This window comes from uncultured Caulobacter sp. (assembly GCF_947036865.1).
Lineage (GTDB): Bacteria > Pseudomonadota > Alphaproteobacteria > Caulobacterales > Caulobacteraceae > Caulobacter.
Genome location: NZ_CAMQSF010000001.1, coordinates 60,641 through 82,057, shown reverse-complemented (window position 1 = coordinate 82,057; position 21,417 = coordinate 60,641). Strand labels below are relative to the sequence as shown.

The following is a 21,417-nucleotide window of genomic DNA, read 5'->3' as shown; positions in this document are numbered from 1 at the left end:
TCAGAACTCCTGTAGCACCGCGCGCCCGACGTCGGCGATCAGGGCCTGGCGCGCGGCGATATCGGCGCTGGAGGCGGTCAGGAAGACGACGAAGGCGATCCGGCGGCCGCCCTTCAGTTCGACGAAGGCGACCGCGTGGCTGGTGGGAAAGATCCCCAGGTCCGGGGGCGGCGTCCCGGCCGATTGAATGATCCGCGCGCCCTCGGGCAGGGCGGCCGCCAGATAGCCCGGGTCGTCGCCGAGCAGCCGGCTCGGATCGGGCTTGGCGACCAGCTCGCGATTGATGAAGGCGTCCATCAGGCGGATCATGCCCACGGGCGTGGCCGTATCGCGCGGGTCGCCGCGCCGCGCCCGAGCGGCGCGCGCGCGTTGGTCGGCGGGAACCCTGTTGACGGCCGCGCGCCAGGCGCTTTCGCCTTTCCAGTCCGCGCGGAACGAGGCCAGGCCGCGCGAGTCCGTAGCGATCTGGCGTCGGTAGCGGTCGACGCTGACATTGCGGATCTGCTTGACGTCCAGCCAGCCTGTGACGCCGCCCGGGCCTTCGATCCGGCGGGTCAGAAGGTCCAGCGCCGTGTTGTCCCCGCCGCGCGCCAGGGTCTCCAGCTCGGCGACGCTCCAGGTTCGTCGGGCGGGCCAGGCGTCGGCCACGGCGCTGGGCGGCGGCGACAGGTCGACGTCGCGGACGGTGATGATCTCCGCGGGCGGCAGGCGACCGGCCTCGGTCTCGGCCATGACCGCCGCCAGGATCGGGATGCTGGCGGCCCCGCCCAGCGGGAACGGCGTGTCCCCCTCGAACGCCCAGAGCTGCCGCGTGCCCAGGTCCTGTACGCCGACGCCCAGCCGGGCCGGCGCGGCGCGGGCGGCGAGCGCGGCGATCCGCGTCTGCAGCGCCTTGGGGTCGATGGCCGGCTCCTCCTGCCCGAGCATGGGTTTTTCGCGGCAGGCCGCGAGCAGGGGCAGGGCGAGGAGGGCGGTCAGGACGGCGCGGCGCGACATGCCGGCTAAACGCGGCCGTCGCGGCTTGGCTGCGCTGGCCTCTTGCGTCGGGACCGTCGACGGCGGCAAAGGGGGTGGATGACCGAAGACTTCAAGCCTGTCCCGCCGTGCGTCATCCTCAACGAGCCCCAGTTGGCCGAGAACATCGGCTCGGTCGCGCGGGTGATGGCCAATTTCGGCCTGTCGGAGCTGCGCCTGGTGCGGCCACGCGACGGCTGGCCGCAGGAGCGCGCCTGGGCCAGCGCCTCCGGCGCCCACTGGCCGCTGGACGACGCCAAGGTCTTCGACACGCTGGAGGCGGCGATCGCCGACCTGAAGCTGGTCTACGCCACCACGGCCCGACCGCGCGAGACGCGCCTGCCGGTCTACACCCCGCGTGAAAGCGCCGGGCGCCTCGCCGACGAGGTCGCCCAGGGCCGCAAGGTCGGCCTGCTGTTCGGCGGCGAGCGGGCGGGGCTGGAGACCGACGACATCGCCCTGTGCCAGGCCATCGTGTCGATCCCGATCGACGAGCGCTTCCGCTCGCTGAACCTGGCCCAGGCGGTGTCGATCAACGCCTACGAATGGAAGATGACCCAGGACGACCGGCCCTGGAAACGGTTCGAACTGAACGTCGAGGAGCCCGCCGACCAGGCCGCCATGCTCGGCCTCTACGAGCACCTCGAGGACGAGCTGGAGAAGGCCGGCTTCTATCATCCGCCGGAAAAGAAGCCCTCGATGGTCCGCAATCTGCGGGTCCCGCTGGCCCGCGCGCGGCTGACCGACCAGGAGGTGCGCACCTTCCGCGGCGTGATCACGGCGCTCAGCAAGGGGCGCGGCCGGGTGCTGGCCAAGCTGGCTCAAAAGGCGGCGGGCAAGGCGAAGGACGAGGCTCCTTAAGGACGCGCGGCGGCCGGCGGATTTGACCTTGATCATCCGCGTCCGGACGGCGCGGGCGCAGGCTCCCCGGCATGGTCAAGCCAAGGAGCTTTTCATGACCCCCGACGCGAGAACTTTGGTCGTGGTCGCCGACGGACGCCGCGCCCGGCTGCTGGAGCAGCCCCGGCTGGACGGGCCGCTGCACGACCGACCCGAGTGGCTGCCCGACCTGAAGGAGCATCACGACCACGCGCCGCCCAGCCACATCACCCACGCCGGTGACATCCATGACCGGGCGGAAAAGGCGTTTCTGCGCGACCTGGCCAAGCGGCTCGACCCGCTGGTCGGCCGCAACGCCATCGACCAGGTGATCCTGATCGCGCCGCCGCGCGCCCTGGGCCACCTGCGCGAGGCCCTGTCGCCCGCGGTCGCCCGCAAGGTCGTCGGCTCCGACGCGCACGAGCGGGTCGACGCGACGATCATCACGCTCGAACACGTGGTCCACGTGGCGCGTCTGGCGCGCGCGGCCTAGTTTCGAGCCGGGCGGCGGCGGCTCTTGCGCCGCCGCCGATCCCGCGTTCAACTGCCGCTCAAACAGATGTTGGGGAGGGCGGCATGAACCGTCGGGAACTGCTGGCGCTGGCCGGCGCGTTGGGACTTTCGCCCGCCTTGGCCCGCGCCGCCGAGGGCGACGCCACGGCGGCGCGCGACGCCTATCTCTATGCCCTGCCGCTGATCGAGATGGCCACCAGCCGGGCGCGGCTGCTCAAGGCGCCCGGCGCGGCGGTCAACCGCCTGACCCACACGCGGACGCTGTCGGACCACACCGCCCGCTGGGTCACCACGCCGAACAACGACACCCTCTATTCGGCGGCCTTCCTGGACCTGACCCAGGGACCGCTGACCCTGACCATCCCGGCCCTCGGCGCCCGCTACTACTCGGTGGCGGTCATGGACATGTTCACCAACAACAATGTGGTGTTGGGCGCGCGCACCGTCGGCGGGGAGGGCGGGACCTTCACCCTGGTCGGGCCGGGCCAGGCCTCGACCGGACCCAACCCGACCCGGATCGCCACCCCGCACGCCTGGCTGCTGCTGCGCACCCTCACCGACGGCGGGGCCGATCTGGACGCGGCGCACAAGGCCCAGGACGGCTTCAAGCTGGTCGGTCCCGCCGGCGGACCCGTCGCCGCCTACGCCACCCGCGACGCCAAGCCGGCCGACTATTTCGCCACGGCGCGCGCGCTGCTGGCCAGCGATCCGGCCCCGTCGACCGACACCAGGATCCTGCGCCGCGTCAGCGCCTTCCTGGGCGCCGGGCCCTATAACGACGCCGCCGCCGCCGACGGGGTCGACGAGGCCAAGCTGATCACCGTCTTCGCCAAGGGCCGCCAGACGTTCATCAACGGCTGGGCCTATCCGCGCCCCAATCTCGGCGACTACGGCCAGGACTACATCTACCGCGCCATCGTCGCGTTGCAGGGGTTGGGCGCTCTGCCGGTGGCCGAGGCCATGTACATGAAGGCGGCGGGCGACGATGGGGCGGGGACCTTCACCGGCGACGGCCTCTATCGCCTGACCCTGCCGGCGAAGCTGCCGCTGGACGGGTTCTGGTCGCTGTCGATGTACGAGGCCACGGCCGACGGCCAGTATTTCTTCACCGACAATCCGCTGAGGCGCTACGCGGTCGGCGACCGGACGCCGGGCCTGAAGCGCAACGCCGACGGCGCGCTGGACATCTGGATCGGCCGCGCCGATCCGGGCGGCGAGCGCACCGCCAACTGGCTGCCCGCGCCCAAGGCCGGACCGTTCTCGATGACCCTGCGCGCCTATCTGCCCCGGGCCGAACTGCTGGACGGCCGCTTCCGCTTCCCGGCGATCGTCAAGGTCTGATCGGGGCTCGACCCGCGCCGTCCGGGGCGGCAAAGTCGCGCCGACTCGCCACCCAGGAGACCTCCCGATGAAGACCCGCGCCGCCGTCGCCTTCGATGCCAAGAAGCCGCTGGAGATCGTCGAGGTCGACCTGGAAGGTCCCAAGGCGGGCGAGGTGATGGTCGAGATCAAGGCGACCGGCGTCTGCCACACAGACGCCTATACGCTGGACGGTCTCGACAGCGAAGGCATCTTCCCGTCGATCCTGGGCCACGAGGGCGCGGGCGTGGTGGTCGAGGTCGGGGCGGGCGTGACGTCCGTGGCCGTCGGCGACCACGTGATCCCGCTCTACACGCCCGAATGCCGCCAGTGCAAAAGCTGCCTGTCGGGCAAGACTAACCTCTGCACGGCCATCCGCGCCACCCAGGGCAAGGGGCTGATGCCGGATGGGACGAGCCGTTTCTCGTACAAGGGCCAGGCCATCGCCCACTACATGGGCTGCTCGACCTTCTCGAACTATACGGTGCTGCCCGAGATCGCCGTGGCCAAGATCCGCAAGGACGCGCCGTTCAAGACCGCCTGCTACTGCGGTTGCGGCGTGACCACGGGCGTGGGCGCGGTGACCAACACCGCCAAGGTCGAGCCGGGCGCCAATTGCATCGTCTTCGGTCTGGGCGGCATCGGCCTCAACGTCATCCAGGGCCTGAAGCTGGTCGGCGCCAACATGATCGTTGGCGTTGATCTGAACCCGGCGCGAGAGGAATGGGGCCGCAAGTTCGGCATGACCCACTTCGTCAATCCGAACGACGTGCAGGGCGATCTCGTCGCGCACCTGGTGGCCCTGACCGACGGCGGCGCCGACTACACCTTCGACGCCACCGGCAACACCGGCGTCATGCGCACGGCGCTGGAGGCCTGCCACCGCGGCTGGGGCGAAAGCATCATCATCGGCGTGGCCGAGGCGGGCAAGGAGATCGCCACCCGTCCGTTCCAGCTGGTCACCGGTCGCGTCTGGAAGGGCACCGCCTTCGGCGGCGCGCGCGGCCGCACCGACACGCCCAAGATCGTCGACTGGTATATGGACGGGAAGATCCAGATCGACCCGATGATCACCCACGTCCTGCCGCTGGAAGAGATCAACAAGGCGTTTGACCTGATGCACGCCGGCGAGAGCATCCGGACCGTGGTGACGTTCTAGGACAGAGTTCCTTTCCCCCTTGCGGGGAAAGGTGGCCGCGAAGCGGTCGGATTGGGGGTGTTGGCTCGGCGATGGCGGCGCTGACACCCCCACCCCCAACCCCTCCCCGCAAGGGGGAGGGGAGGAGATTGCGAATGACCCTCGAAACCTTCGCCACCCACCGCGTGCACGGCGGAACCCTTCGCTACTGCCGCCATGACAGCACGAGCACCGGCACGCCGATGAAGTTCACGGTGTGGACGCCGGCCAAATATAGCCAAGATGGCGAGGGCCCGTTCCCGTACCTCGTCTGGCTGTCGGGCCTGACCTGCACCGAGGACAATTTCACGGTGAAGTCGGGCGTCTACGAACACGCCGCCAAGCACGGGATCGCGATCGTCGCGCCGGACACCTCGCCGCGCGGGGAAGGCGTGGCCGACGATCCGGCCTACGACCTGGGGCAGGGGGCGGGCTTCTATGTCGACGCCACCCAGGCCCCGTGGGCGCCGCATTTCAAGATGTATTCCTATGTGACCAAGGACCTGCTGGAGGCCGTCGACGGCGCCTTCCCGCTGGACTCGGCGCGGCGCGGGATCTTCGGCCACTCGATGGGCGGCCACGGCGCGCTGACGATCGCCCTGCGCAACCCGGAGCTCTTCAAGTCGGTCAGCGCCTTCGCGCCGATCGTCTCGCCGCTCAACTGCCCGTGGGGCGACAAGGCGATGAGCGCCTATCTCGGCCCCGACCGCGCCGCCTGGCGGGCCCACGACGCCTGCGCCCTGATCGAGGATGGCGCCGGCGCGGCGTTCGACGACATCCTGATCGACCAGGGCCTGGCCGACAGCTTCCTGGAAACCCAGCTTAAGCCCGAGCTGATCGAAGCGGCCGCCGCCAAGGCCGGCCGCAAGGTCACGGTGCGGCGGCAGGCGGGCTACGACCACAGCTACTTCTTCATCACGACCTTCATCGGCGATCACCTGGCGTTTCACGCCGCCCGGTTGTGAATATTCCGTAATTCATCCTGGGTTCAGGCGGTTCCTCTCACGGTCAAGCTCACCAATCGGAGGGGAAATCCATCATGAAACTCGCATCGCTCGCCGCCGTGATCGCCCTGGGCCTGAGCACCTCGGCCTGCGTCATCATCGACGCCGACGACGTTCATCACGACTACGCCCAGACACGCGGCGTCTCCGACAGCCTGGAGCGCGTGCTGGGCGCGCGGGTGGATGGCGGCGATCTGGTGATCCGCGTCTCGTCCAATGGCTGCACCCGGCAGGAGGACTTCTCGGTCGAGAGCCAGCGTCGCGATGGCCTCACCGCCTTCAGCTTCATCCGCAAGCGTCCCGACAACTGCCGGGCCCTGGTCGCCGAGGGCGTCGAGCTGCGCTATCGGCTGGACGACTTCGGCGTCCAGCGCGGCGGCCAGATCCGCGTGCGCAACCCGCTCGTTCGGCCCTGAGCCTTTCGCGGCGGGCCGGGGCGGGGACGATTGACTCCCCGCCCGCCTTCCCCCATAAACCGCGCCTTCACGCTGCCGGCTCGCCGCGCGGCGCGATGACCTTATGACGGATTGACCCGAAGCCGCCGTTGAAATCGCGCCTCTCTCGAGGGGAGCCGGCCCGGATCGTTAGAAAGAACGACTATGTCGAAGCGCCATAGCGCCAAGTACAAGATCGACCGCCGCATGGGTGAAAACCTGTGGGGCCGTCCGAAGTCCCCGGTCAACTCGCGCTCGTACGGTCCCGGCCAGCACGGCCAGCGCCGCAAGAGCAAGGTTTCGGACTTCGGTCTGCAGCTGCGCGCCAAGCAAAAGCTGAAGGGCTACTACGGTAACCTGACCGAGAAGCAATTCTCGCGCACCTACGAGGAAGCCGCCCGCCGCAAGGGCAACACCTCGGAAAACCTGATCGGCCTGCTGGAATCGCGCCTGGACGCCATCGTCTATCGCGCCAAGTTCGTGCCGACCCCGTTCGCCGCCCGCCAGTTCGTCAACCACGGCCACGTGACCGTGAACGGCAAGCGCGTGAACATCCCGTCGTACCGCTGCAAGGCCGGCGACGTGATCCAGGTCCGCGAAAAGTCGCGCAACATGGCTCTGGTCCTGGAGTCGGTCGCCTCGAACGAGCGCGACTTCTGCGAATACGTCACGGTCGACACCAAGGCCCTGTCGGCCACCTTCGTCCGCGCTCCGGAACTGTCGGAAGTTCCGTATCCGGTGAAGATGGAACCGAACCTGGTCGTCGAATTCTACGCTTCGTAAGCGTCGAACCGAACCGATACGGAAAGGCCCCGGAGCGATCCGGGGCCTTTTTGTTTGGCTGTGTTCACGCCGAGTGTGGCGCGGGTCCGGATGGAAATCCTCGTCCCCCCAGGTCCGGCGGCGCCGGCCCGAGGACATGCTTCGACAGGCTCAGGATGAGGATTTTGCGCCCGCGGGGCCGACGGTCGTCCTCACCCTGAGCCTGTCGAAGGGCGAGGACGGCGCGGGAGCCCGTCAACACCCAACTCTAAACAGCCTGTTGTTCTAGATCCTTAAGGGATGGATCTCCCTTGAAAGCCCGACGCGATGATCCCAGCTTAGTCATGCGGGACCGGGCCCCTCTGGCGAGCGACGCAAGCGCTCGTGATGTCGGACCGCATCGGGTGTTCTCGATGTAACCGGGTCCGGCCGCCTTAAAGCCCCCCTCTCCCCAAGGCGCCGCCGACATCGAGGACACCCGATCCACTTTTTGGATCCGGAGGTCCGAGACCATGCCCCTTCTGATGTGCCCCAACTGCGAGGGTTCGATGCAGGCCGTGCAGCGCGCCGGCGTCGAGTTCGACATGTGCCCGCGCTGCCGCGGCGTCTGGCTGGATCGCGGCGAGCTGGAAAAGCTGATGGCGTTCGAGCGCGAGGAGCTACAGGCGACCTACAGGACGCCCACCCCCTACAGCCGCCCCGATCACCACGCCGACAGCCACCGGCGCTTCGACGACGACGATGACGACGACCGTTATCGCCGGCATGGCCAGTACGGCCACGCCAAGAAGAAGCGCTTCGATCTGTTCGACATCTTCGACTAACCCCGATCAAGACGATGAACCACCTCAAGACCTACATCCTGCTGGCGGGCCTGACGGCCCTGTTCATGGGCGCGGGCTACCTGATCGGCGGCCCGACCGGCATGCTGATCGCCCTGGTGTTCGCCCTGGGCCTGAACGCCTTTTCGTATTGGAACGCCGACAAGATCGTGCTGCGGAGCTATGGGGCTCAGGAGGTCGACGAGAGCCATCCCGAGCCGCTGATCCGCCACTACGTGACCGACGTCGTGGAGATGGCGGCCAAGGCCGGCCTGCCGCGTCCGCGCGTGACCATCATCGACAGCGACCAGCCCAACGCCTTCGCCACGGGTCGCGACCCGGCCCACGCGGCGGTCGCCGCCACGACGGGCCTGCTGCGCCTGCTGACCCGCGACGAGATCCGCGGCGTGATGGCCCACGAGCTGGCCCATGTGAAGAACCGCGACACCCTGACCATGACGGTGACGGCGACCATCGCCGGCGCCATCTCGGCCCTGGCCAATTTCGCGTTCTTCTTCGGCGGCTCGCGGGACGAGAACGATCGGGGCGGCGTCATCGGCGCGATCGCCATCGCCATCCTGGCCCCGATCGCGGCCATGCTGGTGCAGATGGCCATCAGCCGCGCCCGCGAGTACGAGGCCGACCGGATCGGCGCGGCGATCGGCGGCGACCCCGCCGCCCTGGCCCGCGCCCTGGAGAAGATCGAGGCCTATGCGCGGGGCGGCTACGTCAACTACGAGGCCGAGCGCAATCCCGCCACGGCCCACATGTTCATCATCAACCCGCTGAACGGCAAGGGCGCCGACAGCCTGTTCTCGACCCACCCGGCGACCCACAACCGCGTCGAGGCCCTGATGCGCCTGGGCGTGGGGCAGGGGACGGCCGCCAGGCGACCGGCGCGGGTCTCGACCTCTCCGGGCGCGGGCCCCTGGGGCTGACGATCTAGGGCGAGACCGGCAAGATCGGGTTGTATTCCCAGCCCCAGGGCTGGCCGGTGTCGCCCAGCGCCGCCTTGACGATCGGCGGGATGATCCGCTGGCCGACGCCGCTGTTGGTCAGGACGACGACGCAGCGCCTGCCGCGCTCGACGCAGACCATCTGGTTGTCGGTGATGTCGTTGTGGCCGCCCTTGTAGAAGGCATGGCCCCGCGGCCCGTCATAGACCACCACGCCTATCCCCGCGCCCAGGCCGATCCTGGCGTTCCCGGGATTGTCGCGGATCAGGAATGGTGGGAACTGGTGGCGGCTGACGATCGGAAACGCTGGCCTGTCCAGCTCGGCTCGCGCCTTGGCCGACAGGCCCCAGCCCGAGACCAGGGCGGCGGCCAGCTTGCCCAGGTCGGCGATCGTGGTGTCCAGCGAGCCGGCGGCGCGGACATGGGAGCGGTCGTCGTGCGCCACCCACTGGCCATCGGCCCGCTGTCCGTCGGCCAGGTTCACCTTGAAGTCCTCGCGCCAGATCATGCTGGAACGGGTCATGCCCAGGGGCTGGAAAAGCCGCCGATCCATCTCGTCGCCGACCTTGAGGCCCAGACCCTCCTCGATGACGAACTGCAGTAGGTTTATGCCCTCGTTTGAATAGGCGTATCGGCTTCCGGGCTCGAGCTTGAAGCGAAACCTGTTGTCGGCTTCGTAGAAGCGCTGGTCGGCCAGGCCCGAGGTATGGGTCAACAGCCGGCGGGGCGTGATCGTCTTCCAGCGCTCGTCGACGCCCAGGTCGGCGTATCGCGGATAGTCGGGCAGGGGCTTGGGCAGATAGGCCGAGATCGGCGTGTCGAGGTCGATCCGCCCCTCGTCGACCAGCATCAGGACATAGTAGGCGAACGCGGCCTTCGAGATCGAGGCGGCGTACATGATCGTGTCCGTCGTCAGCGGATCGCCCTGGGCGTTGCGGACGCCCTTGGCGACGACATGGACGAGCTTGCCGTTCTCGACCACGGCGACCGCGACCCCCGGGATCTTGCCCGCCAGCCGCAGCCGCTCGATCTCGCCGTCCAGTTTCTGGTAGCTGGGGGCAGCCCAAGCGGGCGCGGCGGCGGCGATGGCGAGGGCCGCGGCGAGGCACACGGAACGAAGACGCACGACGATCTCCCCAACGGCTGGTCATCGCGCCAGCCATGGGTGATCTTCCTCCGAAGTCGGGTGGTTCGTACAGAGGTCGATGAGCGTCAGCGTCTCACGCAGAGGTTTCTTGTTGGCCGGAGCGGCGGCGTCCCTGGCCGGCTGCGCGACCACGCCTGTCGGCCTGACCGCCGCCCCGGCGGATCGCTGGCCATTGCTCGAAACGCTGTTGGCGGCGCGGGCGGGCGCGAGCGGTCTGACGGTGCGCGTCAGGTCCAGGGGCTGCGCGGCGAAGGCTGACTTCGTCTTTCGGGTGGACCGCGCGGCGGGCCACGCGGTGGTCGCCTTCGCCCGGCGGCGGCTGGAGATCTGCAAGGGCGCCGAAAGCGCGGCGGACCTGGTGTTCAGCTACGACGAGCTAGGCCTGACGCGCGCCGATCGGATCGTCATCGCCAATCCGGTCATCCCTTCGGCGTGAACCGTTCGACCATCCAGGGCAGCACCCGCGCGGGGCGCTTGGCGGCGATGTCGATCAGCACCCAGTCGGTGCGGCTCTGGGCGCACATCTCCCCGTCGGGGCCGTCGATACGGGCGTAGCGTTCGAAGCGCGGGCCCTTCAGCTCGCCGACCCAGGTGTAGCCGGTCGCGGTCTCGCCCAGCAGGAGCTCGCGGCGGTAGTCGACCTCGTGCCGACGGCACACCCAGGTCCACGGCGCGCGCTGCTCCGGCGTCGCCCTGGCTTCCCAGTGGGCGATGGCCAGGTCCTGAATCCAGGCCAGATAGACCACGTTGTTCACGTGGCCATTGGCGTCGATGTCCGAGGATTTCGGCGCGAAGCGAACGGAATAGGCGTCGGCCGGAGGCTCGAACAGCCTCACGCCGCGATGAGGCCCTGCTCGACGAAGAGGGTCTTCAGTTCGCCCGACTGGAACATCTCGCGGACGATGTCGCTGCCGCCCAGGAACTCGCCCTTGACGTAGAGCTGCGGAATGGTCGGCCAGTCGGTGAAGGTCTTGATACCCTGGCGCAGGTCGTCGTCCTGCAGGACGTCGACGCCGACGAACTCGACGCCGAGGTGGTCGAGGATCTGCACGACGACCGACGAGAAGCCGCAGCGCGGCTGGTCGGGCACGCCCTTCATGAACACCACGACCGGATGCTCGGCCACGGTCTTGGCGATGAAGTCGAGGGCGGGGGAGGCGGCGACGTCGGTCATGGGGCGGTCCTGAAGTCCAAGGTCTCAGCTAGGCGCCCCCGGCGCGAGGGTCAAGAGCGGCCGGCGGCCTTCTCGCGCTCCTGGGCCGAGAAGCGGGCCATTTCGATCTGGGCGCAGACGCCGTTGGGCAGGTCGCGCTCGACCACGGCGGCGAGCCGCTCGACCTCGGCGCGCGTGTCGGCGGTGATGCGCACCGTGGCCAGGGACGGTTCGGTCAGGGCGTAGCCGAGGCAGATCTCCTCGCCGGTCCAGCCCGGGGTGGCGTGCAGGAATTCGTAGCCGCCGATGTCGGCCAGGGGATCGGTGCGCCGCCGCCAGAGGGAGGGTCTCTGCGCCGCCTCGCCGCCCTCGCGCAGGGCCTGGGGCCAGAAGTCCTCGCCGATCACCGCGAGGTTGGCCTGGGCGGCGCCGCGGATGCGGTTCCGCTCGGCCCAGCCCGACGACAGGTTGAACGGCGAGGAGACGGCGGTCACCAGGCCGTTGGTCAGAAGGCGCGGGTCGATATCGCCGCGGCTGGCGACGCCGAGCCCGCGCGCCACGCGGCGCTGGTAGAGCTCGCCAAACCGGACCTCGAAGTCCAGCGGCAGAGCCGGCTGCAGCGGATCGTTGATCAGAACGAGGTCCAGATAGTCGAGCGACAGCCCGTCCAGGGCCGCGCGCAACTGCACATCGACGGTGAGATCGCTCAGCGTGGCGCCGTCGCCCCGCGCGCGCCACGTGATGAACAGCAGCCGGCGCTCGACCGAGGCGAAGGCCTCGCCGGCGCCGCGCAGAAGCTCGGGGGCGTCGCCCTCGACCTGGAAGCTGTTGATCCCGCTCTCCAGCGCCGTGAAGACCAGGGCGCGCCAGTCGCCGGCCTTCAGGCGCGACGTATCGGCCAGGCGCAGGGTGAGCGCCGAAACCGCCATGCCCGATAGTCCGAAGGGACGGTAGCGCACGCCTTGAACTCCTAGTCCGCCGGCGGCGCGGTTTCGAGCGCCAGGGCATGCAATGTCCCGCCCAGCACGTCGGCCAAGGCCTTGTTGACCAGCTGGTGCTGGCGAACGCGCGGCAGGCCCTTGAAGGCGGGCGAGACGATCCGCGCCTTCCAGTGGTCGTTGTCGCCGGCCAGATCGGTCAACACGATCTCGGAATCGGGGAAGGCGGCGGTCAGACGCGCTTCGAGCTCGGCGTGGGACATGGGCACGGGGACGGCTCCGATCCTTGAAGGGTTTTGTGTCGCCGCGAATCCTTAAGAACAGACGCACGCTGACAGCGTTGGTCAAAAGGGTCCACGGTCTGGCGAGACAGATTTAATTGAATTCGCCCCGGCGCGCACGGCATGTAGGCGCCATGACTCGCCTTTCCGCGCTGATCGCCGCCGCGATCCTCTCCGCCGCCGCCTCGTCCGCCCTCGCTGGGCCCGGGGACAAGGCCCTCGACGACGTCCGCATCCTGTCGGCCGACGACATGCAGGGGCGGTTTCCCGGGACGCCGGGCTCCGAAAAGGCGCGGGCCTATATTCTGTCGCGGTTCGCGGAGATCGGCCTCAAGCCGATCGGCGAGACGTTCGAGCAGCCGTTCACCGTCAAGCGGCGCAACGGCGCGACCATCCCGGCCGTCAATCTGATCGGGCGCATCAAGGGGACCCAAGGCGGCAAGGCGATGGTGGTCTCGGCCCACTACGACCACCTGGGCGTCCAGGGCGGAGAGATCTACAACGGCGCGGACGACAACGCCTCTGGCGTGGCGGGCCTTCTGGCCGTGGCCGAGGCCTTCAAGGCCCATCCGCCGAAGCACGACGTGATCTTCGCGGTGGTCGACGCCGAGGAAGCCGGTCTGCAGGGCGCGCGCGCCTTCGCGGCCGCGCCGCCGGTTCCCCTGGCCAGCATCGCGCTGGACGTAAACTTCGACATGCTGAGCAAGAACGCCAAGAACGAGCTCTACGCCGCCGGAACCGCCCCGTTCCCCTATCTGAAGCCCATCCTGACCAAGGTGGCCGCCAAGGCCAAGGTCACGTTGAAGCTGGGTCACGACACCGACGCCGACGGCAAGCAGAACAACTGGACCAACCAGTCCGACCACTACGCCTTCGGCGAAAAAGGCGTGCCCTGGGTCTATTTCGGCGTCGAGGATCACCCCGAGTACCACAAGCCGACAGACGACTTCGCGACCGTGCCGCAAGCGTTCTTCAAGCGGTCGGTGGCGACGGTGACGCAAGCCAGCTTGGCCTTCGAACGCGACCTCGACGCGATCGCCAAGGCCTCCGGCCGCTGAACGCATCGGGCCGAGCGAGAACGCTTTCCTGGCGCAACTCAGGGTCGCTGACTTAAACCGTATATGTGCGTAAGACTTTCCCGATCTTAGCCAACTGACGGAGCGCCGCGATCACCCCCGCCGTTTTGCGAGACTGGATCGTCAAGACCGCCGCGACGGTGGCGTTCGTCGCGGTGGCGGCGATGGCCGCGGATTATGTCGTCCACATCATCGTCCTGCGCGATCCGCGGGTCTACACGCCGTTGTCCACCCTGGTGATCGCCCTGGTCGTGGCCACGCCGCTGGCGGCTTGGCTGACCTTCCAACGCGCTCGACTGGACCGAATGCGCGATGACCTCACCACCAGCCTCGACGCCCAGCGGCGCGCCGTCGAGGAAGCCCAGGACGCCGTCGCCAAATATCGCGAGGCCGACCGGCTCTACCGCCTGCTGGGGGACAACCTGACCGACCACGTCGCGCTGTGGTCGCCGAAGGGCGAGCGGATCTACAGCTCGCCCAGCATCACGCGGATCACCGGCTATTCGCACGAGGAGTTCATGGCCCTGCCGCCGACCGCCATGGTCAGCGAGGCCGACTTCAAACGCGTGCAGAAGATCATCGCCAGCCTCACGCCAGGCGGCGAGCCGCAGAGCGCCGACTACCAGTGCTTCCGCAAGGACGGAACCTCGATCTGGCTGGAAAGCGCCTATTCGGTGCTCGGCGACGGCTCGGGGATCCTGCTGGCCACCTCGCGCGACATCACCGAACGCAAGCGTCTGGAGCTGGATATCGCCAAGGCCCTGGAGGCGGCGGAAACCGCCTCGGCCGCCAAGTCCGATTTCCTGGCCAACATGACCCACGAGCTGCGCACGCCGCTGACGGCGATCATCGGCTTCGCCGAGGTGCTGCGGCGCTCGCGCGATCTGTCGCCGACCGCCGGTCGTCAGGTCGGCCATATCCTGGACGCCAGCAACACGCTGCTCAGCGTCGTCAACGACGTGCTGGACTTCTCGCGACTGGAGGCCGGCGGGCTGGAGCTGGACCCCGCGCCGTTCGATCCGGCGGCGATGGCCTCGTCCTGCGCGGCCCTGGTCGAGGAACGGGCCACGGCCAAGGGGCTGGTGGTGGCGGTCAAGGCGGCGTCCGACCTGGCGCCGATGAACCTCGACGGACCCCGGCTGTCGCAGGTGTTGCTGAACTTCCTGTCCAACGCGGTGAAGTTCACGGCGCAGGGGTCCATCACCGTCTCGCTGAGCCAGACGGTCGAGGGCGACGCGGCCGTGCTGCGGGCCGAGGTCAAGGACACCGGCATCGGTATCGCGCCGGAGCATCGCGACAACATCTTCGATCGCTTCTCCCAGGCCGACGCGGCGGTGTCGCGCCGGTTCGGCGGCACGGGGCTGGGCCTGGCCATCTCTCGCCGGATCATCGAACGCATGGACGGCAAGATCGGCGTCGACAGCGTCGAGGGGCAGGGCTCGACCTTCTGGTTCGAGGTGCGGGGCCCGCTGGCCGAACTGGCGGCGCCCGAGACCGACGCCCCGCCGCCCCTGAACGCCGACGCCGGCGTCCGGCTGCTGCTGGTCGAGGACAACGCCGTCAATCGCGAGCTGATCCGCACCATGCTCGAGCCGTTCGGCGTCGAGGTCGAGACGGCCAATGACGGCGTCGCCGGCGTCGAGGCGATGCGCCGGGGCGGTTACGACCTCGTCCTGATGGACGTGCAGATGCCCGTGATGGACGGCCTGACCGCCACGCGCGAGATCCGCGCCATGGAGGGCGCGCGGGGCGCGGCCACGCCGATCATCGCCATGACCGCCAACGTTCTGCCCGAGCAGATCGCCAACTGCCTGGCCGCCGGCATGGATGATCACCTCGGCAAGCCGATCAGCCCGACGAAGCTGCTGGAGGCGGTGGCGCGCTGGTCGGGACGGACGCACGCGGTCTGAGCGGCGCGGTCGCTTCGCGTCGATCGCCCCCAGTCTCCAGCTTCAAGAGTCGCATCTTCAATCTTGGCGCGCTAGAGAATGCCGCTTCGACCTCGGCCTCCGTCGGGCTCGAGACCCCTGAGCGCGCGGCCTCGCCTTCGCGTCCGCGAGGCATCATGCTAGAGACCAGCCCAAACACCGCGTGGGGGAGCGTAGGTGCCCAAGAGCATAGACGAGTTTGATTGGTCGTCGACGCCGCTTGGTGCGAGGGATAGTTGGCCGCTCGCGCTCAAGACGACCTACGACATCATGATGGGCACCGAGTTCGCCACCTGCGCGACCTGGGGACCTGAGCAAACACTGATCTACAACGCGGCCTATATTCCGTTCCTGGGCGCCCGGCACCCCGGGGCCTTGGGACGCCCGATCCATGAGGTGTGGGCCGACGTCTGGGCCGATATCGCGCCGCTGCTCGACAAGGCCATGGCTGGCGAGCGGGTCTATATGGAAAACATGCACCTGGTGATGACCAGGAACGGCTTTCCGGAAGACACCTACTGGACCTTCTCCTACAGCCCGGTGAAGGACGGCGACCGCGTCGAAGGCATCCTCGACATCGCCATCGAAACCACCCAACAGGTGCTGGCCGAGCGGGGGCGCGCCTTGCTGATGGCCGAGACCACCCATCGCCTGAAGAACACGCTCGCCCTCGTGCAGGCCATCGCGCAGCAGACCTTGCGGCGCGGCCGCGACAAGGAACTGGTCCAAACCTTCGAGGAGCGCCTGCATGCGCTGGCCGCGGCCCACGACGTTCTGCTGGAGCAGGACTGGAGCGGCGCCGATCTGGGCGGGCTGATCGAAATCGCCCTGTCGCGCGTCGCCGACCGGACGCGCTTCACGGTCGAGGGGGCGCACCTGCGGGTGAAGGCGCCGATCGCCCAGAACGTCTCCCTGATCATTCACGAACTGACCACCAACGCCATCAAGCACGGCGCGTTGAGCCGCCCGGAGGGGCACGTGACGGTGCGCTGGGCGCGCGACGGCGGACGCGTGACCGTGGAATGGCGCGAGCGCGGCGGGCCGCCCGCGACGCCGCCCACGCGCAAGGGGTTCGGGACGCGACTGGTCGGCCTTGGCCTCACCGGCGCTGGCGGCGTTGAGACCGACTACGCGCCCGAGGGGCTCACGGTGCGCCTGTCCGCCGCGGCCGAGGCCCTGCTGGACGCCTAGTTCCCTCTCAGGCCCTCGGCGCGTTCATGTAGCCTGGGAGCCAGGCCTCGTGCGCCGCGCGCAGCGTCTCCAGCGGGATGCTGAACAGATCCCGCGAGGCGAAGGCGTCCCCGCCGGCGACGCCCGCGACGATCGCGTGCACGCCGACTTCTTTCGCCGCCTCCAGCACCGCCTCCGGATCGGGGGTGGCGATCAGGTAGCGGGCCTGGTCCTCACCGCAGAGATAGGGGTGGGCGTGGGCCGCGCTGGTGGCGTTCAGGGTGATCCCGACCTTGCTGGCCAGGGCCACGTCGGCCGCGGCGACCAGCAGGCCGCCATCGGAAAGATCGTGGACCCCGGCCACCAGGCCCGAGGCGATCAGGCCGCGCACGAAATCGCCGTTCTTCTTCTCGACGGCCAGGTCGACCGGGGGCGGGGCGCCGTCCTCGCGACCCAGGATCTCGCGCAGATAGATCGAGGCGCCGAGTTCGCCGTGGGTCTCGCCGATCAGCACCAGCGTGTCGCCCTCGGCGACGTTGCCGAAGCCCGTGCGCAGGTCGTAGTCCTCCAGCAGGCCCACGGCGCCGACCGTGGGGGTCGGCGGAATGGCGACGCCGTTGGTCTCGTTGTAGAGCGAGACGTTCCCCGACACGACCGGGAAGTCCAGCGCGCGGCAGGCCTCGGCCATGCCGTCGGTGGCGCGGACGATCTGGCCCATGGTCTCGGGCTTTTCGGGGCTGCCGAAGTTCAGGTTGTCGGTGATGGCGATCGGCAGGGCGCCGGCGGCCGTCAGGTTGCGCCAGGCCTCGGCGACCGCCTGCTTGCCGCCTTCGTAGGGGTCGGCCTGGACGTAGCGCGGCGTGCAGTCGCTGGTGACGGCGATCGCCTTGCCCGTGCCGTGGATGCGGACGATGCCCGCGTCGCAGCCGGTGGCGCTGTCTTCCAGCGTGTCGGCCATCACGTGGCGGTCGTACTGCTCCCACAGCCAGCGCTTGGAGGCCATGTCGGGGCAGCCGACGATCTTCAGCACCGCGGCGTTCCAGTCGGTCGGACCGGGGACCTGGCCGGGGTCGAGGCGGGCGTCCAGCTTGGGCTGGACCCACGGACGGTCATACAGCGGCGCGTCGTCGAACAGCGGAGCCAGCGGCACGTCGCAGACCGTCTCGCCGTGGTGCTTGAGCACCAGGCGGCCGGTGTCGGTCGTGTAGCCGATGACGGCGGCGTCCAGGCCCCACTTCTCGAAGATGGCGTGGCCTTCCTGCTCCCGGCCGGGCTTCAGGACCGCCAGCATCCGCTCCTGGCTTTCCGACAGCATCATCTCGTAGGCGGTCATGCCTTCTTCGCGCTGCGGGACCATGTCCATGTTCAGCTCGATGCCGACGCCGCCCTTGCCGGCCATCTCGACCGACGACGAGGTCAGGCCCGCCGCGCCCATGTCCTGGATGGCGGCGACCGCGCCGGTGGCCATCAGCTCCAGCGTCGCCTCGATCAGCAGCTTCTCGGCGAAGGGGTCGCCGACCTGGACGGTGGGGCGCTTCTCCTCGGAGTCCTCCGAGAACTCGGCCGAGGACATGGTCGCGCCGTGGATGCCGTCGCGGCCGGTCTTGGAGCCGAAATAGACGACCGCCAGGCCCGGCCCCGGGGCGGCCGAGTAGAAGATGCCGTCGGCCTTGGCCAGGCCCACGCACATGGCGTTGACCAGGATGTTGCCGTTGTAGCCCTTGTGGAAGTTGGTCTCGCCGGCGACCGTGGGCACGCCCACGCAGTTGCCGTAGCCGGCGATGCCGGCGACCACGCCGTCCACCAGGCGCTTGGTCTTCGGATGTTCCGGATCGCCGAAGCGCAGGGCGTTCAGCAGCGCGATCGGTCGCGCGCCCATCGTGAAGACGTCGCGCATGATGCCGCCCACGCCCGTCGCCGCGCCCTGATAGGGCTCGATGTACGAGGGGTGGTTGTGGCTCTCCATCTTGAAGATGATCGCGTCGCCGTCGCCGATATCGATGACGCCGGCGTTTTCGCCCGGACCGCAGATCACGCGCGGACCGCTGATCGGGAACTTCTTCAGCTGGTTCTTCGAGGACTTGTACGAGCAGTGCTCGGACCACATGACCGAGAACACGCCCAATTCCACGAGGTTGGGCTCGCGGCCCAGCCGCTTGAGGACCACATCATACTCGGCGGGTTTCAGGCCGAATTCGGCGGCCAGTTCGGCCATGGGCTTTTGGGGCGTGCTCATGGGCGCGCCTTCTAACGCGGTCGCGGGGATTCCGCCACCGCCGTCGGTCGGTCTCAGGGCTTCCGGCTGGCGCGCGCCTGGGCGGCGGCCTCATCCAGCTTGGCCTTGCCCGTCGCGATCCACTGGTCGATCACCGCGCCGCCCTTGGCGACCGAGCCCGCGCGCAGCGAGACTCCGATCACGACCGCCCCGAACAGAGCCAGCAAGACCACGACCGTGCTGATCAGCGGATGAACCGCCGACTTCTTGCGCCGCCGCGCCCAGACGGGCACGCCGCTGACATAGGTTTCGGGAAACCGAACTTCGGAGTCGGCCATGATGGTTAAACTCTGCGCGTGTCGGAAAGCTCCGCTGGCGCCTTCCTTTTGTTCTTTGGAAACAAAAGGTGGTCGATCTGAAACGCGGGTTCCAATCTTCTCCCCCGAGCGGTGCGGCTTAACCTTGTTTCTCGTCTGGCGCGCGAGAATTTGCCGCTGGCGGGCGGGTTCGCTGGAAACGACTTGCGGGATGTGGTGACGGACGGCGCGGCGACCGCTGAACGCGAAAGCAAAGGCCGGCGGGGTTCCGCCGGCCTTTCTCGTGTCCGTCCGTCCGCGGCGAGAGGCTACTTCTCGACCACCGGCAGGGCGATGAAGCTGGCGTCGGCGCCGGCGTGGAACACCCGCTGCGTGGCCTTCACATAGTCGGACGGCTTGGCGAAGAAGATGTTCGGCACGAAGGTCTGCGGGTTGCGGTCATAGAGCGGGAACCAGCTGGACTGGACCTGCACCATGATCCGGTGGCCCGGCTTGAACACGTGGTTGGTGTTGGGCAGGCCGAAGCGGTAGGTCAGCGGCTTGTTGGGCGTGATCGCCTTGGGCTCGCTGTAGCTCTCGCGGTAGCGGCCCCGGAAAATGTCCATCGACACGGGCAGCTGGTAGCCGCCCATCTCGGGCTGGGCCGGGACCATGTCGGGATAGACGTCGATCAGCTTGACGACCCAGTCGCTGTCGCCGCCGCTGGTCGAGGCCACCAGATTGACGATCGGCTCCCCCGAGATCTGGACCGGCGAAGTGAGCACGTCCGTGGTGTAGGTGAGCACGTCGGGGCGGCCGGAGGGCTCGCGCTGGTCGTCGACCAGCCATTGGGTCCAGGTCAGAGGCGGGGCGTAGCCGATCGGCTGGTTGGGCCGGGTGCGGAAGGGCACCGGCTTGGCCGGATCGGAGACATACTCGTCGAACGCGGGACCGTCGCCCGGCGGCGTAAAGGCCAGCTTGCCGCCGGCCTGAAGATAGAGCGGCTTGGGCTTGGACGCGCAGCTTTCGCAGGCGATCGGCCAGGCCGGCAGTTTGCGCCAGGTGTTGGTTCCGGTTTCGAAGGCGTTGACCGGCGCGATGTTGGCCGCGGGCGCGTCGTCCTTGAGGTACCGGGCCAAGAACGGGGCCAGGATATCGTGGCGGAACTGCTTGGCGGTGTCCGCGTCCCACTTGATCGCCCCCAGCGCCGAGGCCTCTTCGATCTGCTGGCCGTGGAACCACGGGCCCATCGTCAGGAAGACCTTGTCGTTGTTGGTGTCCAGCGGCTTGATCGCTTTGTAGACCGCCAGGGCGCCGTAGATGTCTTCCTGGTCCCAGAGGCCGTGGACCAGCATGACGGGCACCTTCAGGGGCTGCTTGGCCAGGATCTTGTCCATGGCCTGCTGCTGCCAGAACGCGTCATAGGCCGGATGCTCGATGATCCGCCGCCAGAACCCGACCTGCTCGAGCCCGCGCTGCCGCCCGAGTTCCCCGGCGGATCCGGCGCGCAGGTACTGGTCGTAGTCGTCGAAGGTGTTGCTGGGCCACTTGGCGCGATTGTCGCGCGTCGCCTGCTGCTCGTAGACATACGGCATGTTCTGCTGGCGGAAGGCGCCATGGTGGAACCAGTCGTCGCCCATCCAGCCGTCGACCATCGGGTTCATCGGCACCGAGACCTTCAGGGCCGGGTGCGGATTGACCAGGGCCATCAGCGGCAGGAAGCCGTCGTACGAGATGCCGATGATCCCGACCTTGCCGTTGGACTCCGGCACGTTCTTCACCAGCCAGTCGATGGTGTCGTAGGTGTCGGTGGCGTGGTCGACCTTGGTCGGATTGAGCGGCCCCTGCAGGGGCCGGTTCATGACGTACTCGCCCTCTGAACCGTACTTGCCGCGGACGTCCTGGATCACGCGGATATAGCCGGCCTCCACGATGACGTCGGCGGCGTTGTCGTAGCCCTGGAGCACGGCCGCGAGCGTGCCGCTGGCCGCGTGACTGGTCAGTTCGGTGGCGTTGTAGGGCGTGCGGGTCAGCAGGATCCCGGCGTGGCTCGCGCCCTTCGGGACCAGGATCACGGTGTGAAGCTTCACCCCGTCGCGCATCGGAATCATGACGTCGCGGCGCTCGAAGTCGAAGCCTTGGGTCGACTCGACGAGGTTGGCGGGCGTCTCGTTGTACGACGGCGACTTTCCGGCCTTCTGCGCCCAAGCGGCATTGGTCATCAGCAGCGCCGCGATCGCCGCGGCGCCGAGTGTCTTGGCAATGGTCATGTGTTGGTCCCTCTCCCGGCCCGA

Annotated in this window: 21 protein-coding genes and 1 pseudogene; 13 read left to right on the top strand and 9 right to left on the bottom strand. The window is 68.6% G+C overall.

What is annotated here, in order from left to right; genetic code table 11:
* Positions 1-996 carry a serine hydrolase gene (locus Q0V34_RS00360; RefSeq protein ID WP_297506352.1) on the bottom strand — a complete coding sequence of 332 codons (996 nt, stop codon included), beginning with the start codon at positions 994-996 and terminating at the stop codon, positions 1-3.
* Between the two features lie 78 nt (positions 997-1,074).
* On the opposite strand from Q0V34_RS00360, the gene Q0V34_RS00355 reads away from it, so the two are divergent.
* From Q0V34_RS00355 to htpX, 9 genes are all read left to right on the top strand, one after another.
* The gene (locus tag Q0V34_RS00355; RefSeq protein WP_297506350.1) at positions 1,075-1,875 is read left to right on the top strand and encodes an RNA methyltransferase; all 801 of its coding nucleotides are present in this window, start codon (positions 1,075-1,077) and stop codon (positions 1,873-1,875) included.
* Positions 1,876-1,969: 94 nt separating this feature from the next.
* Entirely contained in the window at positions 1,970-2,386 is a 417-nt protein-coding gene (locus Q0V34_RS00350; RefSeq protein ID WP_297506348.1) for a host attachment protein, read from the top strand.
* 83 nt (positions 2,387-2,469) lie between these two features.
* On the top strand, positions 2,470-3,747 hold the full coding sequence (locus tag Q0V34_RS00345) for a DUF1254 domain-containing protein (RefSeq protein ID WP_297506346.1): 1,278 nt from the start codon (positions 2,470-2,472) through the stop codon (positions 3,745-3,747).
* Between the two features lie 67 nt (positions 3,748-3,814).
* Positions 3,815-4,924, top strand: coding sequence for an S-(hydroxymethyl)glutathione dehydrogenase/class III alcohol dehydrogenase (locus Q0V34_RS00340; protein WP_297506344.1), 1,110 nt, complete (start codon positions 3,815-3,817; stop codon positions 4,922-4,924).
* 134 nt (positions 4,925-5,058) lie between these two features.
* Positions 5,059-5,907 carry an S-formylglutathione hydrolase gene (gene fghA / locus Q0V34_RS00335; protein ID WP_297506342.1) on the top strand — a complete coding sequence of 283 codons (849 nt, stop codon included), beginning with the start codon at positions 5,059-5,061 and terminating at the stop codon, positions 5,905-5,907.
* 74 nt (positions 5,908-5,981) lie between these two features.
* Entirely contained in the window at positions 5,982-6,362 is a 381-nt protein-coding gene (locus Q0V34_RS00330; RefSeq protein WP_297506340.1) for a hypothetical protein, read from the top strand.
* Positions 6,363-6,545: 183 nt separating this feature from the next.
* A complete protein-coding gene (gene rpsD, locus Q0V34_RS00325; RefSeq protein WP_297506338.1) occupies positions 6,546-7,163 on the top strand; it encodes a 30S ribosomal protein S4 in 618 nt (205 codons plus the stop codon).
* Between the two features lie 491 nt (positions 7,164-7,654).
* Positions 7,655-7,966 carry a zf-TFIIB domain-containing protein gene (locus tag Q0V34_RS00320; protein ID WP_297506336.1) on the top strand — a complete coding sequence of 104 codons (312 nt, stop codon included), beginning with the start codon at positions 7,655-7,657 and terminating at the stop codon, positions 7,964-7,966.
* A gap of 14 nt (positions 7,967-7,980) precedes the next feature.
* On the top strand, positions 7,981-8,901 hold the full coding sequence (gene htpX, locus Q0V34_RS00315) for a zinc metalloprotease HtpX (protein ID WP_297506334.1): 921 nt from the start codon (positions 7,981-7,983) through the stop codon (positions 8,899-8,901).
* A 4-nt stretch (positions 8,902-8,905) separates the two neighbouring features.
* Here the strand turns inward: htpX and Q0V34_RS00310 are convergent, their stop codons facing one another.
* Positions 8,906-10,045, bottom strand: a complete 1,140-nt coding sequence (locus Q0V34_RS00310) for a serine hydrolase (protein WP_297506332.1) — start codon at positions 10,043-10,045, stop codon at positions 8,906-8,908.
* Positions 10,046-10,157: 112 nt separating this feature from the next.
* Between Q0V34_RS00310 and Q0V34_RS00305 the strand changes: the two genes are divergently transcribed.
* Positions 10,158-10,502: a hypothetical protein gene (locus Q0V34_RS00305; RefSeq protein WP_297506330.1), complete on the top strand. Its 345-nt coding sequence runs from the start codon at positions 10,158-10,160 to the stop codon at positions 10,500-10,502.
* Here Q0V34_RS00305 and Q0V34_RS00300 read toward each other — a convergent pair.
* Genes Q0V34_RS00300 through Q0V34_RS00285 form a run of 4 tightly spaced genes read right to left on the bottom strand, consistent with a single transcriptional unit; the run spans position 10,486 to position 12,426 of the window.
* Complete coding sequence (locus tag Q0V34_RS00300; RefSeq protein WP_297506327.1) at positions 10,486-10,902, bottom strand: thioesterase family protein; 417 nt, start codon at positions 10,900-10,902, stop codon at positions 10,486-10,488. The genes Q0V34_RS00305 and Q0V34_RS00300 overlap by 17 nt on opposite strands.
* Positions 10,899-11,240: a Grx4 family monothiol glutaredoxin gene (gene grxD / locus Q0V34_RS00295; RefSeq protein ID WP_297506325.1), complete on the bottom strand. Its 342-nt coding sequence runs from the start codon at positions 11,238-11,240 to the stop codon at positions 10,899-10,901. The genes Q0V34_RS00300 and grxD overlap by 4 nt, the downstream gene beginning before the upstream one ends.
* Positions 11,241-11,290: 50 nt before the next feature.
* Entirely contained in the window at positions 11,291-12,178 is an 888-nt protein-coding gene (locus Q0V34_RS00290; RefSeq protein ID WP_297506323.1) for a hypothetical protein, read from the bottom strand.
* Positions 12,179-12,189: 11 nt separating this feature from the next.
* Positions 12,190-12,426 carry a BolA family transcriptional regulator gene (locus tag Q0V34_RS00285; protein ID WP_297506321.1) on the bottom strand — a complete coding sequence of 79 codons (237 nt, stop codon included), beginning with the start codon at positions 12,424-12,426 and terminating at the stop codon, positions 12,190-12,192.
* 146 nt (positions 12,427-12,572) lie between these two features.
* Here Q0V34_RS00285 and Q0V34_RS00280 point away from each other — a divergent pair, with 146 nt between their 5' ends.
* The 3 genes from Q0V34_RS00280 to Q0V34_RS00270 all read left to right on the top strand — a co-directional run bounded on the left by Q0V34_RS00280 (position 12,573) and on the right by Q0V34_RS00270 (position 16,633).
* Entirely contained in the window at positions 12,573-13,496 is a 924-nt protein-coding gene (locus Q0V34_RS00280) for a M20/M25/M40 family metallo-hydrolase (protein WP_297506319.1), read from the top strand.
* Between the two features lie 125 nt (positions 13,497-13,621).
* The gene (locus Q0V34_RS00275; RefSeq protein WP_297506317.1) at positions 13,622-15,424 is read left to right on the top strand and encodes a PAS domain-containing hybrid sensor histidine kinase/response regulator; all 1,803 of its coding nucleotides are present in this window, start codon (positions 13,622-13,624) and stop codon (positions 15,422-15,424) included.
* Positions 15,425-15,619: 195 nt separating this feature from the next.
* Positions 15,620-16,633: a sensor histidine kinase gene (locus Q0V34_RS00270; protein WP_297506315.1), complete on the top strand. Its 1,014-nt coding sequence runs from the start codon at positions 15,620-15,622 to the stop codon at positions 16,631-16,633.
* Between the two features lie 7 nt (positions 16,634-16,640).
* Here the strand turns inward: Q0V34_RS00270 and purL are convergent, their stop codons facing one another.
* From purL to Q0V34_RS00255, 3 genes and pseudogenes are all read right to left on the bottom strand, one after another.
* Positions 16,641-18,848 (bottom strand): phosphoribosylformylglycinamidine synthase subunit PurL, encoded by a 2,208-nt coding sequence (gene purL / locus Q0V34_RS00265; RefSeq protein ID WP_297506312.1) that lies wholly within the window; start codon positions 18,846-18,848, stop codon positions 16,641-16,643.
* Positions 18,849-18,961: 113 nt separating this feature from the next.
* A pseudogene (locus Q0V34_RS00260) lies at positions 18,962-19,165 on the bottom strand (hypothetical protein); the annotation flags it as partial.
* A 287-nt stretch (positions 19,166-19,452) separates the two neighbouring features.
* Positions 19,453-21,393, bottom strand: coding sequence for a CocE/NonD family hydrolase (locus Q0V34_RS00255; RefSeq protein ID WP_297506311.1), 1,941 nt, complete (start codon positions 21,391-21,393; stop codon positions 19,453-19,455).
* Positions 21,394-21,417: the final 24 nt, after the last annotated feature.

What these genes read in the sequence shown, in the direction of transcription:
- Q0V34_RS00360 (WP_297506352.1), bottom strand. Translation starts at nt 996, where the DNA reads ATGTCGCGCCGCGCCGTCCTGACCGCCCTCCTCGCCCTGCCCCTGCTC.
- Q0V34_RS00355 (WP_297506350.1), top strand. Translation starts at nt 1,075, where the DNA reads ATGACCGAAGACTTCAAGCCTGTCCCGCCGTGCGTCATCCTCAACGAG.
- Q0V34_RS00350 (WP_297506348.1), top strand. Translation starts at nt 1,970, where the DNA reads ATGACCCCCGACGCGAGAACTTTGGTCGTGGTCGCCGACGGACGCCGC.
- Q0V34_RS00345 (WP_297506346.1), top strand. Translation starts at nt 2,470, where the DNA reads ATGAACCGTCGGGAACTGCTGGCGCTGGCCGGCGCGTTGGGACTTTCG.
- Q0V34_RS00340 (WP_297506344.1), top strand. Translation starts at nt 3,815, where the DNA reads ATGAAGACCCGCGCCGCCGTCGCCTTCGATGCCAAGAAGCCGCTGGAG.
- fghA (WP_297506342.1), top strand. Translation starts at nt 5,059, where the DNA reads ATGACCCTCGAAACCTTCGCCACCCACCGCGTGCACGGCGGAACCCTT.
- Q0V34_RS00330 (WP_297506340.1), top strand. Translation starts at nt 5,982, where the DNA reads ATGAAACTCGCATCGCTCGCCGCCGTGATCGCCCTGGGCCTGAGCACC.
- rpsD (WP_297506338.1), top strand. Translation starts at nt 6,546, where the DNA reads ATGTCGAAGCGCCATAGCGCCAAGTACAAGATCGACCGCCGCATGGGT.
- Q0V34_RS00320 (WP_297506336.1), top strand. Translation starts at nt 7,655, where the DNA reads ATGCCCCTTCTGATGTGCCCCAACTGCGAGGGTTCGATGCAGGCCGTG.
- htpX (WP_297506334.1), top strand. Translation starts at nt 7,981, where the DNA reads ATGAACCACCTCAAGACCTACATCCTGCTGGCGGGCCTGACGGCCCTG.
- grxD (WP_297506325.1), bottom strand. Translation starts at nt 11,240, where the DNA reads ATGACCGACGTCGCCGCCTCCCCCGCCCTCGACTTCATCGCCAAGACC.
- Q0V34_RS00280 (WP_297506319.1), top strand. Translation starts at nt 12,573, where the DNA reads ATGACTCGCCTTTCCGCGCTGATCGCCGCCGCGATCCTCTCCGCCGCC.
- purL (WP_297506312.1), bottom strand. Translation starts at nt 18,848, where the DNA reads ATGAGCACGCCCCAAAAGCCCATGGCCGAACTGGCCGCCGAATTCGGC.
- Q0V34_RS00255 (WP_297506311.1), bottom strand. Translation starts at nt 21,393, where the DNA reads ATGACCATTGCCAAGACACTCGGCGCCGCGGCGATCGCGGCGCTGCTG.